Source organism: Cohnella terricola, from assembly GCF_007786475.1.
Classification (GTDB): domain Bacteria; phylum Bacillota; class Bacilli; order Paenibacillales; family Paenibacillaceae; genus Cohnella; species Cohnella terricola.
Genome location: NZ_VNJJ01000009.1, coordinates 20,389 through 35,469, shown reverse-complemented (window position 1 = coordinate 35,469; position 15,081 = coordinate 20,389). Strand labels below are relative to the sequence as shown.

The 15,081-nt window shown below is 54.7% G+C and carries 15 protein-coding genes and 1 pseudogene; 3 read left to right on the top strand and 13 right to left on the bottom strand.

Features of this window, described 5'->3' with window-relative positions:
• Positions 1 to 76: 76 nt before the first annotated feature.
• The 4 genes from FPZ45_RS16210 to cysT are packed head-to-tail and all read right to left on the bottom strand — an operon-like array spanning position 77 to position 3,880.
• On the bottom strand, positions 77 to 1,165 hold the full coding sequence (locus FPZ45_RS16210; protein WP_144703993.1) for a sulfate ABC transporter substrate-binding protein: 1,089 nt from the start codon (positions 1,163 to 1,165) through the stop codon (positions 77 to 79).
• Positions 1,166 to 1,204: 39 nt separating this feature from the next.
• On the bottom strand, positions 1,205 to 2,269 hold the full coding sequence (locus FPZ45_RS16205; RefSeq protein ID WP_144703990.1) for a sulfate/molybdate ABC transporter ATP-binding protein: 1,065 nt from the start codon (positions 2,267 to 2,269) through the stop codon (positions 1,205 to 1,207).
• Between the two features lies 1 nt (position 2,270).
• On the bottom strand, positions 2,271 to 3,068 hold the full coding sequence (locus FPZ45_RS16200; protein WP_144703987.1) for a sulfate ABC transporter permease subunit: 798 nt from the start codon (positions 3,066 to 3,068) through the stop codon (positions 2,271 to 2,273).
• On the bottom strand, positions 3,065 to 3,880 hold the full coding sequence (cysT, locus tag FPZ45_RS16195) for a sulfate ABC transporter permease subunit CysT (RefSeq protein WP_144703983.1): 816 nt from the start codon (positions 3,878 to 3,880) through the stop codon (positions 3,065 to 3,067). The genes FPZ45_RS16200 and cysT overlap by 4 nt, the downstream gene beginning before the upstream one ends.
• A 241-nt stretch (positions 3,881 to 4,121) precedes the next feature.
• On the opposite strand from cysT, the gene FPZ45_RS16190 reads away from it, so the two are divergent.
• Positions 4,122 to 4,523: a secondary thiamine-phosphate synthase enzyme YjbQ gene (locus FPZ45_RS16190; RefSeq protein ID WP_144703980.1), complete on the top strand. Its 402-nt coding sequence runs from the start codon at positions 4,122 to 4,124 to the stop codon at positions 4,521 to 4,523.
• A gap of 5 nt (positions 4,524 to 4,528) precedes the next feature.
• On the opposite strand, the gene FPZ45_RS16185 is transcribed toward FPZ45_RS16190, so the two are convergent.
• Positions 4,529 to 5,161 carry a YigZ family protein gene (locus FPZ45_RS16185; protein WP_144703977.1) on the bottom strand — a complete coding sequence of 211 codons (633 nt, stop codon included), beginning with the start codon at positions 5,159 to 5,161 and terminating at the stop codon, positions 4,529 to 4,531.
• Positions 5,162 to 6,010: 849 nt separating this feature from the next.
• The gene (locus FPZ45_RS16180; protein ID WP_144703974.1) at positions 6,011 to 7,360 is read right to left on the bottom strand and encodes a glucose-6-phosphate isomerase; all 1,350 of its coding nucleotides are present in this window, start codon (positions 7,358 to 7,360) and stop codon (positions 6,011 to 6,013) included.
• A 232-nt stretch (positions 7,361 to 7,592) separates the two neighbouring features.
• On the opposite strand from FPZ45_RS16180, the pseudogene FPZ45_RS16175 reads away from it, so the two are divergent.
• Together FPZ45_RS16175 and FPZ45_RS26055 are read left to right on the top strand one after the other, a co-directional pair.
• Positions 7,593 to 8,492: pseudogene (locus FPZ45_RS16175) on the top strand (NAD(P)-dependent oxidoreductase); the annotation flags it as partial.
• Entirely contained in the window at positions 8,475 to 8,864 is a 390-nt protein-coding gene (locus FPZ45_RS26055) for a PilZ domain-containing protein (RefSeq protein ID WP_425457009.1), read from the top strand. The pseudogene FPZ45_RS16175 and the gene FPZ45_RS26055, both read left to right, overlap by 18 nt.
• Before the next feature lie 57 nt (positions 8,865 to 8,921).
• Here FPZ45_RS26055 and FPZ45_RS16170 read toward each other — a convergent pair whose 3' ends face one another.
• From FPZ45_RS16170 to purU, 7 genes are all read right to left on the bottom strand, one after another.
• The gene (locus FPZ45_RS16170; protein ID WP_144703968.1) at positions 8,922 to 9,122 is read right to left on the bottom strand and encodes a type II toxin-antitoxin system antitoxin; all 201 of its coding nucleotides are present in this window, start codon (positions 9,120 to 9,122) and stop codon (positions 8,922 to 8,924) included.
• A gap of 6 nt (positions 9,123 to 9,128) precedes the next feature.
• Positions 9,129 to 10,004 (bottom strand): SPFH domain-containing protein, encoded by an 876-nt coding sequence (locus FPZ45_RS16165; RefSeq protein WP_144703965.1) that lies wholly within the window; start codon positions 10,002 to 10,004, stop codon positions 9,129 to 9,131.
• A 116-nt stretch (positions 10,005 to 10,120) separates the two neighbouring features.
• On the bottom strand, positions 10,121 to 10,957 hold the full coding sequence (locus tag FPZ45_RS16160) for a YitT family protein (RefSeq protein ID WP_144703963.1): 837 nt from the start codon (positions 10,955 to 10,957) through the stop codon (positions 10,121 to 10,123).
• A 106-nt stretch (positions 10,958 to 11,063) separates the two neighbouring features.
• Complete coding sequence (ppnP, locus tag FPZ45_RS16155) at positions 11,064 to 11,378, bottom strand: pyrimidine/purine nucleoside phosphorylase (RefSeq protein ID WP_144703960.1); 315 nt, start codon at positions 11,376 to 11,378, stop codon at positions 11,064 to 11,066.
• Between the two features lie 25 nt (positions 11,379 to 11,403).
• Positions 11,404 to 13,413, bottom strand: coding sequence for a transketolase (tkt, locus tag FPZ45_RS16150; RefSeq protein WP_144703957.1), 2,010 nt, complete (start codon positions 13,411 to 13,413; stop codon positions 11,404 to 11,406).
• Between the two features lie 21 nt (positions 13,414 to 13,434).
• On the bottom strand, positions 13,435 to 14,136 hold the full coding sequence (locus FPZ45_RS16145) for a hypothetical protein (RefSeq protein ID WP_144703955.1): 702 nt from the start codon (positions 14,134 to 14,136) through the stop codon (positions 13,435 to 13,437).
• Positions 14,137 to 14,162: 26 nt separating this feature from the next.
• Complete coding sequence (gene purU, locus FPZ45_RS16140) at positions 14,163 to 15,062, bottom strand: formyltetrahydrofolate deformylase (protein ID WP_144703952.1); 900 nt, start codon at positions 15,060 to 15,062, stop codon at positions 14,163 to 14,165.
• Between the last annotated feature and the right edge of the window lie 19 nt (positions 15,063 to 15,081).

Here is a 15,081-nt window from a genome sequence, read left to right as displayed (position 1 = left end):
CAAAAAAAACAGCCCAGCGGAGCATAGCATTCCCGCAAAAGCTGTATTTTACCAAATGAAATCGGCATAATCCGCGTTATTCGCCGGCTAACACCTGATACCAAATTCCGCGTTTCGAATACAACGTCTTGCGAACCTCGTCCCAGCCGCCCAAATAATCGATCGTGAACAGCTCCGCAGGCATAGGGTATTGGGCTTGCAGTTCCTTCGACAACCCTTCGTCCACCGGGCGGAAGCCGTACTTAGCGAACAGCTTCTGCGCATCCTTGGAATACAAGTATTGGACAAACGCATCCGCGGCTTCCCTGACTCCGTGTCGATCCGCATTGCGTTCGACGACTGCGGCCGGGTTCTCGATCAGAATCGTGCTGGGAGGCACGACGATATCGTATTGAACGCCTTTCGCGATCCGGGCCAGCAGTTCGTTCTCGTACGTCACGATGACGTCGCCTACGCCGTATTCGAAAGCCGCCATCGAAGCGCGTCCGCTCTTGTCCATCGATTCGATGTTGCGGTGCACGTCCTCCAGAAACCGTTTGGCAAACGCCGGATCCTTCGCGCCCGATACCCGTTCCGACTTCTTCAGCCCCGCGCCGTAGATGGCGTTGATATCCCACTGCGCACCCCCGGACGTCTTGGGGTTCGGATACAGCACTTTCACGCCTGGCTTGGCCAGGTCTTCGAAGTCCTTAATTCCGAGCGGATTTCCGGCCCTCGTACCCATTACGACGATTGAACGCGTAACCATCCCTCGATCCTGTCCCCGGTTCCACTCCGCGGATACGAGGCCGGCACCTACAAGTTTCTCCATGTCTCCTTCGAGCGCTAGAAGCGTCACGTCAGCATCGAATCCACCGATGATCGAGCGGGCTTGAGTGCCCGAGGCTTCATAGGATTCCTGAAAAGAAACGTCCTGTCCCGTAGTCGCTTTCCAATGCGCCTTAAACGCCGGCAAAACCTCGTGCAAAGCGTCCTTGGCCACGGAATACGCGCCGATGACCAACGTGACGTTCCCCGGGGAAGCGGGGTCCCGAACCACATTCCCGCCAGCAGGCGTTTGCGCGCCGCTGCAGCCCGACAATACGAGCGCGCACAGCAGAAAAATAATGGCGCTGAACGGCAACGTTCCGCGATTTTTCGTAAATATACGGCTTCCCGTCCTCATTGCGATCCTCCCGGTGCCCGCGTAGGCTCCCTTTTGGCATTAAATATGAACCGGCATCGGGTCTACCTTCAACTTATTCTCCATGACCCAGCTGTCATTGTCGTTGAACAAATAGGCGCGATGGATCAGCACCTGAACTTCGTCTCCGGGATGGAGAATCTCCTTCTCGAGCGAGCGGTAGGTGACGAGCTTCGTCGAGCCGACCTCGATTTCGACGAGCCACTCGCTCCCGCGAAAATGCACGTGCCTGACGTGTCCGGTCTCTGTCGCCGACAGCAATTCGAAATCCGAGGATTTGCCCACCTCCACGTACTCCGGACGGATGAGCGCCTTCGTTCCCGGCCAGTCGGAGACATTGCCGAATCCACGCAAGGACGATACGTCCTCCACGATCGTAGACTCCCCGATGAAGCCTGCAACGAATGGCGACTGCGGATTTTTGTAGATTTCCCAAGGCGTGCCTTTCTGCTCCAGACGCCCCTTATTGATGATCATGATCTGATCGGCGACCTCGATCGCCTCGTCTTGATCGTGCGTGACGAAGATCGAAGTAATGCCCAAACGGTCGATCATTTCCCGCAGCCAAGAGCGGAGCTCGTGGCGAATCTTCGCGTCAATCGCGGCGAACGGTTCGTCGAGCAGCAGCAATTGCGGCTCCGGCGCAAGCGCCCGGGCGAACGCGACGCGCTGGCGTTGACCGCCGGATAGCTGGTGCGGATAACGCTTCTCGAAGCCCGAGAGCCCAGTCAGCTCCACCAATTCGGCCACCCGCTCCTTGATCTTCGGTTTGGTCCACTTCTTCACTTCCAAGCCGAACGCGATGTTATCCGCGACCGTCATGTGCTTGAACAGCGCATAGTTCTGGAAAACGAATCCGATTCCTCTCTCCTGCGGAGGAAGATCGTTAACCCGTTTGCCATGAAACAGAATATCTCCTTCGTCTACGGACTCCAACCCGGCCAGCATGCGCAGAATCGAAGTCTTCCCGCCGCCGCTCGGCCCCAACAGACCGATCAGTTGGCCTTTCTCAATCTCGAAGCCCACGTCCGTAACCGCCTGAAAATCGCCGAATTTTTTATTTAATCCCCGAACCTCGATATGCATCTTAATGCACTTCCCTTCTCGATTTGGCCCATTCCATAAGCAACAGTAAAGTTACCGAACCCGCCGCGAGAACCAAGGCGATGGAATTCGCCGCGGTGAGATTAAAGTTTTCGACATCTTGATAAACGAGCGTCGTCGCCGTCTGAGTCTTGAACAAAATGTTGCCGGAAACGACGAGCACTGCGCCGAACTCCCCGAGCGACCGGGCGACCGTAAGCACGACGCCGTATACGATGCTCCACTGGATAGACGGGAATGTCACCCTCCAGAACGTCGTCCAGGCGCTCGCGCCGAGCGTCGACGCGGCTTCTTCCTGAGCGTTGCCGATCTCCTGCAATACGGGCATCACTTCCCGCACGATAAGCGGGAAGGTGACGAACAGCGTGGCGATGATCATACCGGGCAGCGCATAGACGATATCGATTCCCGCTTTATTGAACAACGCCCCTAGCGCCGTTTCCGGTCCGAGCAGTAGCACAATCATCAGACCGCCGATGACGGGCGAGACGGCGAAAGGCAAGTCGACGATGCTGTTAATGAGCTGTTTCAGTCGTCGTCCCAGCCAATTCGCCCTTACCAAGTAGAGCGATAGCATCACTCCGAATAAAGTGTTCACGATCGTGACGACCACGACGATCAGCCCGGTCATGTACAGCGCGTGAAGCGATTCGGGTCTGGCCAACCCGTTAGAGAATCCGTTCCAACCCACGTCGAATGCGCCCATGGCGATCCGGATGACCGGAACGATTAGCAGCAAGCCGAATACGGCAACGGTTAACCCGATCCATAGTCTTCTCATCCGTTCTTCCTCCTCATCTGCACGTAATTAACCGTCCATAAGATAAGGAAGGAGAACGTCAGAAGCAGAACGCTGACCGCGGTCGCTCCGATCGTATTGTCGCTTTCGATTTCTCCGAAAATATATACGGATGCGATCAGCGTCTTGCCCGGGATGTTGCCCGCGACAAGGACGACCGCGCCGAATTCCGCCAACGCTCGGGAGAACGCGAGCATTGCACCGCTTAGAATGCCCGGGAGCATATTCGGCAGAATCACTTTCCAGAAGGTTGCCGCTTTCGTCGCGCCGAGCGTGTACGCGGCTTCTTCCTCCGATGCATCCATCTCCTCTAGAAGCGGCTGTACCGCGCGGATGACGAAAGGAAACGTCACGAACACCATCGCGATGACGATCGCCGGCTGATGGAACAGGATCGTGAAGCCGAGCCTCTCCGCCCATTCCCCGACGAAGCTGTGGGGTCCGAGCAACAGCAAGATCATCAACCCCGCGACAGCTGTCGGAAGCGCAAACGGCAGGTCCACCATGCTGTTCAGCAGTCTGCGTCCCGGAAAACGGTAGCGGATCAGCACCCATGCCGACATCGTGCCGATCAGCATGTTAATGATGGTTGCAATAACCGCCAATTTGACGGTCAGCAGCACCGCTTTCCATGCTAGCGGCTCCACGATATTATCGGTGAACGCCGCCCATCCCGATGACAGGGATTGCCCGTAGATCCCAAGAATAGGAAAGATGATCAATACCATAAAATAAAGAATGACGGTGCTGCGAAACCCCCAGCTCCACCAACGACCCTGCAGCAAGGAACTCACGTTGTCGCGTACCTCCCGAAGCTTTGAGCGCAGTATATTATATAATTCCTATTAAATTAGTAGGTATTGTTACTTTACCAGATAACGGCTTCTCCCGTCAATGAGGTTAACCCCGTACAAACGCCTTTTTATTAAAAAATCTAATGTAATTTATTCGAAGTGCTTATGGGTTGTGAGTTGTCTGTTGGGCTCAATTGAAGGGTGGTATAATCAGGGGAAAAGTGGAAGAGGAGAGATGTCCATGTTGTTAAAAGAAACTTTGCGAACGTCGCGCCGCGACGAGATGATCGACATCACGAGACAGGTTACGGCCCTTGTGGCCGCGCAAGGCGTTCAGGAAGGGCTCGCGGTCGTCTATTGCCCGCATACGACAGCGGGAATTACCATTAACGAGAACGCCGATCCCGATGTGAAACACGACGTTCTCTTACGTTTGAATGAAGTTTATCCATGGAACCATCCCCAATACCGGCACGCCGAGGGGAATACGGCATCTCATCTCAAGGCGATCACAACGGGAACGTCGCAGACCGTTATCATAACGGGAGGCAAGCTACTGCTTGGCCGCTGGCAAGGCATTTACTTCTGCGAATTCGACGGTCCTCGCCAGCGCGAGTATTACGTGAAGATCCTTAAGGGCTGATCGACTCACTCGCCTTCGATGAAATAGCGCTCCTCGCCAAGCTCGATGAGCGCTTGTCCTTGCGTGATATCGGTGATCCACGCTTGGAATCGCTCCGCTTCGCCGGCTTCGGGCAGGCATAACACCCGGACGCGATCCGTGAACGAGACATCGCCCACCCTCAAGCCTCTTCCCCTTAGTTCGTTCTCCAGTTTGCCGTACCACGTATAATCCACGTCAACGATCACTTCACGATGCAGCACTTTGACGATCGGGTCCGCGGCATCGATTCCGACGACCGCTCCGTCTGTATAGGCGCGGACCAAACCTCCCGCCCCCAGCATAATCCCGCCAAAGTAACGGGTCACGACAACGACGACGTTTTTCAGGCCGCGGTTTTTGATCACCTCGAGAATCGGCTTGCCCGCAGTTCCGCTGGGTTCGCCGTCGTCCAACGCCTTCTGGAACTGATCACGCTCTCCGATTAAGTACGCGGAGCAGTTGTGGGTGGCGTCCCAATGCTTTTTCTTGATTTCTTCAATGAATGCGACCGCTTCCTCTTCGGACTCGACCGGTTTCGCATGTCCGATAAAGCGGGATTTCTTGATCACGATCTCGTCCAAGCCGAATTGCCTGACGGTGGAGTATTTTGCGAGCATAGCTACCTCTCATTCCTATTCCCGCGCCGGGCGGGAACTTCTTATCCCCATCCTATCATATCGCTTCGGCGGAAGGAATTCGTAATCGTAGATAAAGGGGAATCTGGCGCTGGCGCGGATAAGCAGGCTTCGGATGGCAACGCACTGGCAGTGCGTTATGGGTTTGTTGGTGGTATGTCGGATGTGCGTAGAGCACTGGAAGTGCGTTACTGGTATGTTGGTGGTCGTCGATTGTGTTCTAGAGCACTGGCAGTGCGTTATGGGTTTGTTGGTGGTATGTCGGATGTGCGTAGAGCACTGGAAGTGCGTTACTGGTATGTTGGTGGTCGTCGATTGTGTACTAGAGCACTGGCAGTGCGTTACGGGTTTGTTGGTAGTATGTCGGATTTACGTAGAGCACTTGCAGTGCGTTATGGGTATGTTGGTGGTCGTCGATTGTGTTCTAGAGCACTGGCAATGCGTTATGGGCCTGTTGGTGGTATATCGGATGTGCGTAGAGTATTGGCAGTGCGTTACTGGTAAGTTGGTTGTCGTCAATTGTGCATTAGAGCACTAGCAGTGCGTTATGGGTATGTTGGTGGTATGTCGGATGTGCGTAGAGCATTGGCAGTGCGTTACTGGTAAGTTGGTGGTCGTCGATTGTGTACTAGAGCACTGGTAGTGCGTTACGGGTCTGTTGGTGGTCGTTGATTGTGTCATAAAGCACTGACAGTGCGTTGGTAGTTCGGTGGTCTACGTATCGTGCGATCCTCACGCCAACTCGTCCCAATCGTACGCGCCCGCAATCTTGCCAAGAAGAAGCGCGCACAAAAAGAGCGCCGGGAAGGCGCTCTTTTAAGAAAAGGGGTATTATAGACGCGCTTCCAGCGCTTTCTTCTGCTCTTCGAAGCCCGGTTTGCCAAGCAGCGCGAACATGTTTTTCTTGTACGCTTCCACGCCCGGTTGGTCGAACGGGTTGACGCCAAGCAGGTAGCCGCTTACGCCGCACGCGATCTCGAAGAAGTAAACCATGTAGCCGAACGTATACGGGCTCATGTCCGGAAGGTTGACGATCAAGTTCGGCACGTTGCCGTCCGTGTGGGCGAGCAAAGTTCCGAGGAACGCTTTCTTGTTGACGAAATCAAGCGTTTGGCCGGCAAGGAAGTTCAAGCCGTCCAGATCGTCTTCGCTCTTCTGGATCGTAATTTGCTCGGCCACTTCCCCAACTTGAAGCACCGTTTCGAAAATAATCCGGTTGCCCTCTTGGATAAATTGCCCCATGGAGTGCAGGTCTGTGGAGAAATCGACGGAAGCCGGATAGATGCCCTTATAGTCTTTGCCTTCGCTCTCGCCGTACAGTTGTTTCCACCATTCGGATACGAAGTGCAGTCCTGGCTCGTAGTTGACGAGAATTTCCACCGCTTTGCCTTTGCGATACAAGGCGTTGCGAACCGCAGCATACTGATACGCCTGGTTCTCGCTCAGGTTCGGATTGTTGTATTTCGTAGCCGCGTCTTGCGCGCCTTTCATCATCGCTTCAATGTCGATGCCGGCAGCGGCGATCGGCAGCAAACCTACAGCCGTCAACACGGAATAGCGGCCGCCAACGTCGTCCGGAATGACGAACGATTCGTAGCCTTCTTCAGTCGCTAGCACTTTCAAGGCGCCGCGAGCCTTATCGGTCGTAGCGTAGATGCGCTTGCGGGCTTCTTCTTTGCCGTATTTATTCTCCAGCGCTTCGCGGAAAATACGGAACGCGATTGCCGGTTCGGTCGTAGTGCCCGACTTGGAGATGACGTTGATCGACCAGTCTTTGCCTTCTAGCGCTTGCAGAAGGTGGGTCACGTAAGTGGAGCTGATGTTATTGCCCGCGTAGAAAATTTGCGGAGTCTTGCGTTGTTCCTTGGACAGCGTATTGTAGAAGGAGTGCTGCAGCATCTCGATCGCGGCGCGCGCGCCGAGGTAGGAACCGCCGATTCCGATGACGATAAGCGCGTCGGAATCCCCTTGGATTTTCTTGGCGGAGTTTTGGATGCGAGCGAATTCTTCCTTGTCGTAATCGAAAGGCAAGTTGATCCAGCCCAGGTAGTCGGAGCCCGCTCCGGTTCCGTTATGTAGCTGCTCGTGAGCCAATTTGACAGCTGGCGCAAGGTTGTCGATCTCGTGTTGGCCGACAAACTGCAGCGCTTTGGAATAATCGAACTGAATGGATTTGCTCATTGCCATCTCCCTTTTCTCTCGACCTCGAACGGTCTATGTAGATTAGATATAGAATACTGAATAAATCCGATCAGCACAAGCAAACGAGGATGAAGTTTTGATGAAGAAAACGCAAGCATAAGGCTTTCCACGTTCATTCGTCGCGTCAATGACCCGAAGGAACCGTTCGTTCGCCGTCTCCAAGTGGTATACTATGTCTTAAAGTACCCATTCAAAACGGAGGATAGCCATCATGAAAACGATCGGATTTATCGGTCTTGGAACCATGGGCGAGCCCATGGGCGCCAATCTGCTTCGTAAAGGATATCCGTTGCTTGTCTATAATCGCACTCCGGGCAAAGCGGATAAATTAATCGAACTAGGCGCAGACGAATTGTCTTCCCCTCTCGAGATCGCCAAGAGAGCGGATGTCGTCATTACGATGATCAGCAACGATCAAGCGATCGAAGAGGTCTACTACGGCGAAAACGGTATTTGGAATGAGCTTAAGCCCGGGACACTTATTATCGACAGCAGTACGATTTCACCTGCTCTCGCTAGAAGGCTTGCTGCCGATGCTGCTACCCGCCACAGCGATTTTATTGACGCTCCGGTAACCGGCAGCAAACCGGCCGCCATCGACGGAACGCTGCTGTTCATGGCGGGCGGGGACCGTCAGGCGATAGAAGATCACAAGGATATTTTTCTATCCATGGGACGCGAAGTGATCTATATGGGACCGAGCGGAAGCGGTGCGACCGCCAAGCTTGCCCATAATACGATCGTCGGCATTAATGCGGCCGGTCTCATCGAAGGCATGGCGATCGCCGCGAAGAGCGGCATCGCCGCGAAGAGCGGCATCGACGCCTCCTCGTTCCTTCGCCTCGTACAAGGGGGCGGAGCCGCGAGCAAACAAGCGGATCTCAAAGGGCGGAAGATCATCGAAGAAGACTATAGCGTGCAATTCTCGTTGGCCCTCATGCTGAAGGATCTAAAGCTAAGCTCCGTCTTAACGGATACGATCGGCGTATCCACTCCGATGTTGGAATCGGCCAAGAGTCTATTTCAGCTCGGACAAGCCGCCGGCCTCGGAGAGCTTGATCTCGCTGCTCTTGCCCGCATCTATGAGAACTGGATCGGCAAAAAAATCGGCGAAACGGCCGAACCTGCCGCGACCCAGGAAATTCTCGAACGGCGCAAGAACGCTCGCCTTCCCTTGAACATTCCGCTCATGATGTCCATCCATCAATGGGAAGGGGACGGCGGATTCCGCGGTCAGTCCGTTCAGGGACAGCTTCGCGATTTGTCCGAGGACGGTATTCTCGTCGAATCGCAGTTCCCGCTCGAGACGGATATGTTCGTCGTTATTCATTTCCTGCAAGAATCCCGGCTTCCGCCGATTACCGCACGGATCATCCGCATCGAACGGAATCACGGCACGTTCAAATACGGCTGCATGCTGAGCGCCCTTCCGCTCTATCAACGCATACAGTTGCAGGAATACATCGCATCGAAGTCTAACTGAATGCATACAAGCAGGAGCCGCCTTTTGCCCGATCTCGGACACTGGCGGCTCCTGCTTTTATTGCGTATCCTCAGGCGCGGGTTCGAGCGGCTTGCTCCGGCTGACCGACGGGAGTCTCCCCGCTCTGCGGAGCGCCTCTCGCAGCAAATATTCGATATGCCCATTAACGCTCCTGAATTCGTCTTCCGCCCACTTTTCTATCGCGCGGTGCAGATCGGCATCGAGACGGAGCGGGAACGCCTTCTTTTCCTTAGCCATAATCCCTTACCCGTACATCGTACCCGTGTTAATGACCGGCGTCGCGGCACGGTCGGACACGATTGTTACCATCAGATTGTTGATCATCGCCGCGCGCCGTTCCCCGTCAAGCTCAATCCCGTTGTCCTTCAGTTGGTTCAGCGCGGATTCTACCATCGTCACTGCGCCTTCGACGATTTTCTGCCTGGCGGCGATAATCGCGGTCGCTTGCTGACGTTGCAGCATCGCGCTGGCAATCTCGGGCGCGTACGCCAAGTGGGTGAGGCGCGTTTCCAACACTTCGACGCCGGCGATGGACAAGCGGTTTTGCAAATCGCGAGTCAGCTCCGCGGACACCTCGTCGGCATTGCCTCTAAGCGAAGGAGTCGTATCGTTCTCCGAGAACGTGTCATAGGCATAATTAGCCGCGATATGACGAATGGCCGTCTCGCTTTGGACTTCGACGAATTTGCCGTAATTGTCGACATCGAATACCACTTTGGCCGAGTCGACGACCTTGAATACGACGACGCAGCCGATCTCGATCGGATTACCTTCCGCATCATTGACTTTCAGCGTCTGGCTGTTAAAGTTACGCACTTTAAGCGATACCTTCCCCTTGCCCGAGAATGGAACGACCAACCATAAGCCGCTGTCCGTAATCGTCCCCTTGTACTTCCCGAAAAAAGTAATGATTTTCGCCTGGTTCGGCTGCACGATCGTGAACGATGTCAACAGTACGAAAAACAATAGAATAAGCACAATCCCTGCCGTAATCAGCAGACCGTTCGGCTCCGGACGATCTCCTCCGATAACAAGAAGAGCAATGCCCCCGGCAAGGGAGACGAGCGAAAGCAGCAGCGCCAGAAAACCGTTCACATGCCAAGCCTTTGTCGTTGTCATAGCGACACCTCATAAATGATTATATTTATTTGATATTTATATGATATCACTTTTGACAATCAATTTCCATAAAAAAACTGCCGATAGATGAAATATCAGCAGTTCCGTTATCGTCGTTATTTTGAAAGCTCGATAAAACCTTCCCCGAACACGTCGCGCACGTCGTGAATCGTGATAAAAGCGTTTTTGTCGCTTGCCTTGACGATCTTCTTGAGCATGCTTAATTCCTGTTTGCCGATCACGATATACAGGATTTCTTGCTGCGTTTTCGTATAGTATCCGTGGCCGTGCAGTACCGTAACGCCCCTTTCCATCAGGGATACCACTTGATCGGCGATTTTGGCGTGCTCCTTGGAAATGATGGTGACGGCTTTCTTCGGATTCAAGCCTTCGATAATAAAGTCCATCACTTTCGTGCCAATATACAGCATGACGACCGTCAACATGACAGATTGAGCACCGATGACGAAATAAGAGGCGAACACGACGATCAGGTCGAAGAACAGCAGCGCGTAACTGACGTTCCAGTCCAAGTACTTGTGCGCAATCCTGGCCAATATCGTCGAGCCCGCGGTCGAACCCCCTGCTCGAATAATAATGCCGATACCGGCTCCGGTCAGCAATCCGCCGAAGATCGCGTTCACCACGACCTCGTCGGAAGCGATCCGCCAGCCTTCCGTCAAATATAGGAACAAGGATAACATCATGATCACAACGATCGTATAGGCGACCGTCGTTCGGTCCAGGAACTTGTAGCCGATCAACAGCAGCAGCGAGTTCAGAATCAAGCTGACCAGCCCCGGGGACCAATGGAACAAGTAATATGCAATGATCGTAACGCCGGTAACGCCGCCTTCCCCGAATTCGTTCGGAATGGCGAATACGTTGATCGAAAGCGCGAACAGCAGAGAACCCGCCGCGAGCATGAGGAGATCAAGCAGCCTCTTTTTCATATCGGAACATCCTTTATTAGTCGTTATCCCCGAGCCACGCGATCACGAAAACAACCACCGCGGACTTCGATAGTCGGCAGTGGTTGATTCGGCTCATCAGAAAAGCCTAGTCGATATACGAGCAAATATAATCCGTAACCGTCTTAACCTTGAGCTTAAAGCTGGAGTTGGCCGGCACCTCGAACTTGGTCGGCTCCGCGATGTCCAGCCATGCGTCCTGGCCCGGAAGCAGCACGGACAGCTCTCCCGCTTGAATATCCATGATCTCTTTGGCGCCGGTACCGAATTCGTACTCGCCCGGAAGCATAATGCCGAGGGTCACTTTCGAACCGTCTTCGAGAATGACCGCGCGGCTAGTGACGTTACCGTCGAAATACACATTGGCTTTCTTAACTACGGATACGTTATTGAATTGTGACATCGTCTCTCCATCTCCCCTATGCGGATTACAGCAGCTTCTTGAATTCGGCTACGACGTTATCGACCGTGAACCCGTATTCTTTAATGACACGGTCTCCCGGAGCGGAAGCTCCGAACGTGGAGATGCCCAGAATCGCACCGTTGTCGCCGACATAACGCTCCCATCCGAACGGATGAGCCATTTCGATCGCCAGGCGAGCTTTGAGCGTTTTCGGCAGAACGCTTTCCTTATAGCTCGCGTCTTGCTTCTCGAACAAATCGAAGCTCGGCAGGCTGACGACGCGAACGTGTACGCCTTGCTCCGCCAATGCTTGCTGGGAAGCGACCGCAAGCTGGACTTCGGAACCCGTCGCGATCAAGATGCCTTGCGGTTGTCCGTTTGCCGCTTCGGATACGATATAACCGCCCTTGGCGATATTGTCGCGCGCCGACGACGTGCCTTCTAGAATCGGCAGGTTCTGGCGCGTCAAGACCAGAGCAACCGGGTTGCTGCGGTTCTGCAGCGCGTAAGCCCATGCTGCGGAGGTCTCGTTCCCATCCGCCGGGCGGATGACCGTCAAGTTCGGAATGATGCGGATCGATGCGAGCTGCTCGATCGGCTCGTGCGTCGGACCGTCTTCGCCGACCGCGATGCTGTCGTGCGTTAGAACGTAGACGACCGGAAGGCCCATCAGCGCGGCAAGACGTACCGCCGGGCGGAGGTAGTCGGTGAAGACGAAGAACGTTCCTCCGAATACTTTTAACCCGCCGTGCAGCATGATTCCGTTCATGGCCGCGGCCATCGCGAATTCGCGAACGCCGAAGTAAATGTTGCGGCCGTCGTAGCTGCCCGGTTTATAGTTAGGCAGACCTTTCATATGCGTCATCGTGGAGCTTTCCAGATCGGCGGAGCCGCCTACAAGGAAAGGAACGTTGGTGGCCAGTCCGTTGATCGCGTTGCCGGAAGCCACGCGCGTGGACAGAGGCTTGTCTTCCGTCGTATACGCCGGAAGATCGGCGTCCCAACCGCTCGGCAGTTCTCCTTTTACCGCGCCTTCGAATTGAACGGCCAATTCCGGGTGCGCGGATTTATACTTGGCGAACATCCCTTGCCAAGCTTCGTACGCCTGCTCGCCGGCTTTCTTCACTTCGGCGAAGTTCGCGCGAACCTCTTCCGGAACATGGAAGTCTTCATGCGGCCATTCGTAGAAGTTTTTCGTCAGCTTCGCTTCGTCCGTGCCGAGCGGAGAACCATGCGGGCCGGCATGACCGCCTTTGCCGCCTTTGTTCGGGGAACCGTAGCCGATGACCGTTTTCACTTCGATCAGCGTCGGTAGGTCGCTTGCTTGCGCGTCTTGGATCGCTTTAGCAAGCGCGTCCAGGTCGTTGCCATCTTCCACGCGGAGATATTGCCAGCCGTAAGCTTGGAATCTTTGGCCGACGTTCTCGGAGAAAGACAGGCCAAGCTCGCCGTCGAGGGAGATGTCGTTGGAATCGTAAAGCACGATCAGCTTGCCGAGCTTAAGGTGACCCGCCATGGAAGCCGCTTCGGAAGCGACGCCTTCGGACAAGTCGCCGTCGCCGCAGATCGAGTAAGTAAAGTGGTTAATGACTTCATAGCCATCGCGGTTGTATGTAGCGGACAATTGAGCTTCCGCCATCGCCATGCCGACAGCCATCGCGATGCCTTGTCCGAGCGGACCGGTCGTCGCGTCGACACCCGCCGTGTGGCCGAATTCCGGGTGGCCAGGCGTCAGGGAGCCCCATTGGCGAAAATTTTTCAGTTCTTCGATCGGAAGATCGTAACCGCTCAGGTGCAGAATGGAGTAAAGAAGCATCGACCCATGTCCCGCAGACAGCACGAAACGGTCGCGGTCGATCCAACTCGGCTGCGACGGATTATGCTTCATCGTTCTCGCGAACAATTGGTAACCCATCGGAGCAGCGCCCATCGGCATGCCCGGGTGGCCGGATTTCGCTTTCTCGATCGCGTCGATGGAAAGCGTTCGGATTGTCGTTACGGATAATTGGTCGATTGATTTGCTGCTTACTGTCATTAAACAATACCCTCCTCGATTCTATTCACGTACGTTTCGGTCGCTCGCACGTTCATTTCGTACAAACTCGATTTTGTTTTGTACATTGTAACACGGCATTATGCTCGTTATCCATTCATGGCCGGTGGGCATTGCGGTCTCGCAGACCGTTAGAGCGCGCAACTGCCGCTTCGACGGACCTGTAACGGTCTGGCAGACCGTTAGAGCCTCCAACTGCCCCTTCGGCGGACCTGTAACGGTCTGGCAGACCGTTAGAGCCTCCAACTGCCGCTTTTGCGGACCTGTAACGGTCTCGCAGACCGTTACAGCCAGCAACTGCCCCTTCGGCGGCCCTGTAACGGTCTCGCAGACCGTTAGAGCACGCAACTGCCTCTTCGGCGGACCTGTAACGGTCTCGCAGACCGTTACAGACAGCAACTTCCGCTTCGGCAGACCTGTAACGGTCTTGCAGACCGTTACAGCACACAACTGCCTCTTCGGCAGACCTGTAACGGTCTCACAGACCGTTACAGCCTGCAACTGCCGCTTCGGCTGACCTGTAACGGTCTCACAGACCGTTAGAGCACGCAACTGCCGCTTCGACGGCCCTGTAACGGTCTCGCAGACCGTTACAGCCAGCAACTTCCGCTTCGACGGCCCTGTAACGGTCTCGCAGACCGTTACAGCCAGCAACTTCCGCTTCGGCTGACCTGTAACGGTCTCGCAGACCGTTAGAGCCTGCAACTGCCGCCGCCCCAAACCGCCGATCCTTACACGAATGCGACGGTTTTATTTTGGTACACGAGCAATCTATCTTCGACATGCCATTTAACTGCGCGGGCCAACACGATCCGCTCGATGTGGCGTCCAATGCGCTTCAGCTCGTTCACTTCGTCGCGGTGGGTTACGCGCTGGATATCCTGCTCGATGATCGGGCCTCCGTCCAGTTCTTCGGTGACATAGTGCGCAGTAGCCCCGATCAGCTTGACGCCGCGGTTATACGCTTGTTGGTAAGGTTTGCCTCCGACAAATGCCGGCAGGAACGAATGATGTATGTTGATAATGCGGTTATGGTACTGTTCGATGAACTTCGGCGATACGATCTGCATGTAACGGGCGAGCACGATCAGATCGACTTTGCCGGCGATCAGTTCGCGTTGCTTCTGCTCGGCTTCGGCTTTCGTCTCGGCCGTGACTGGCACATGGTGGTACGGAATGCCGAAAGATTCGACGATTCCTCTCATATCGTCATGGTTGCTGATGACCATGCTGATCTCCGCGTCCAAGTCTCCGGATTGCCATTGCCAGAGTAGCTCCAGCAAGCAGTGGTCTTCCTTCGATACCAATACCGCGATTCTCTTGCGGCGTGCAGCGCGGAAGATGCTCCAGCGCATGGAGAAGCGGTCCGCGACACGGGTAAAATCTTCTTGGAGCGTAGGCAGACGCTGTTCGAGGTCCTGCAGATCGAACTCGATCCGCATGAAGAACATACCGCCTTCCGGATCCATCGTATATTGGTCGGACTGAACGATATTCGCTCCCTGTTCATACAAGAATTGCGATACCGCCGCGACGATGCCTGCTTTATCCGGGCAAGAGATCAGCATACGCGCCCGAATGCTCTTGTCCTCGAGTCTTTTATTTTGTTGCGGCTGATAACTGTGACTCATCTTTCCTATTCTTCCTCTC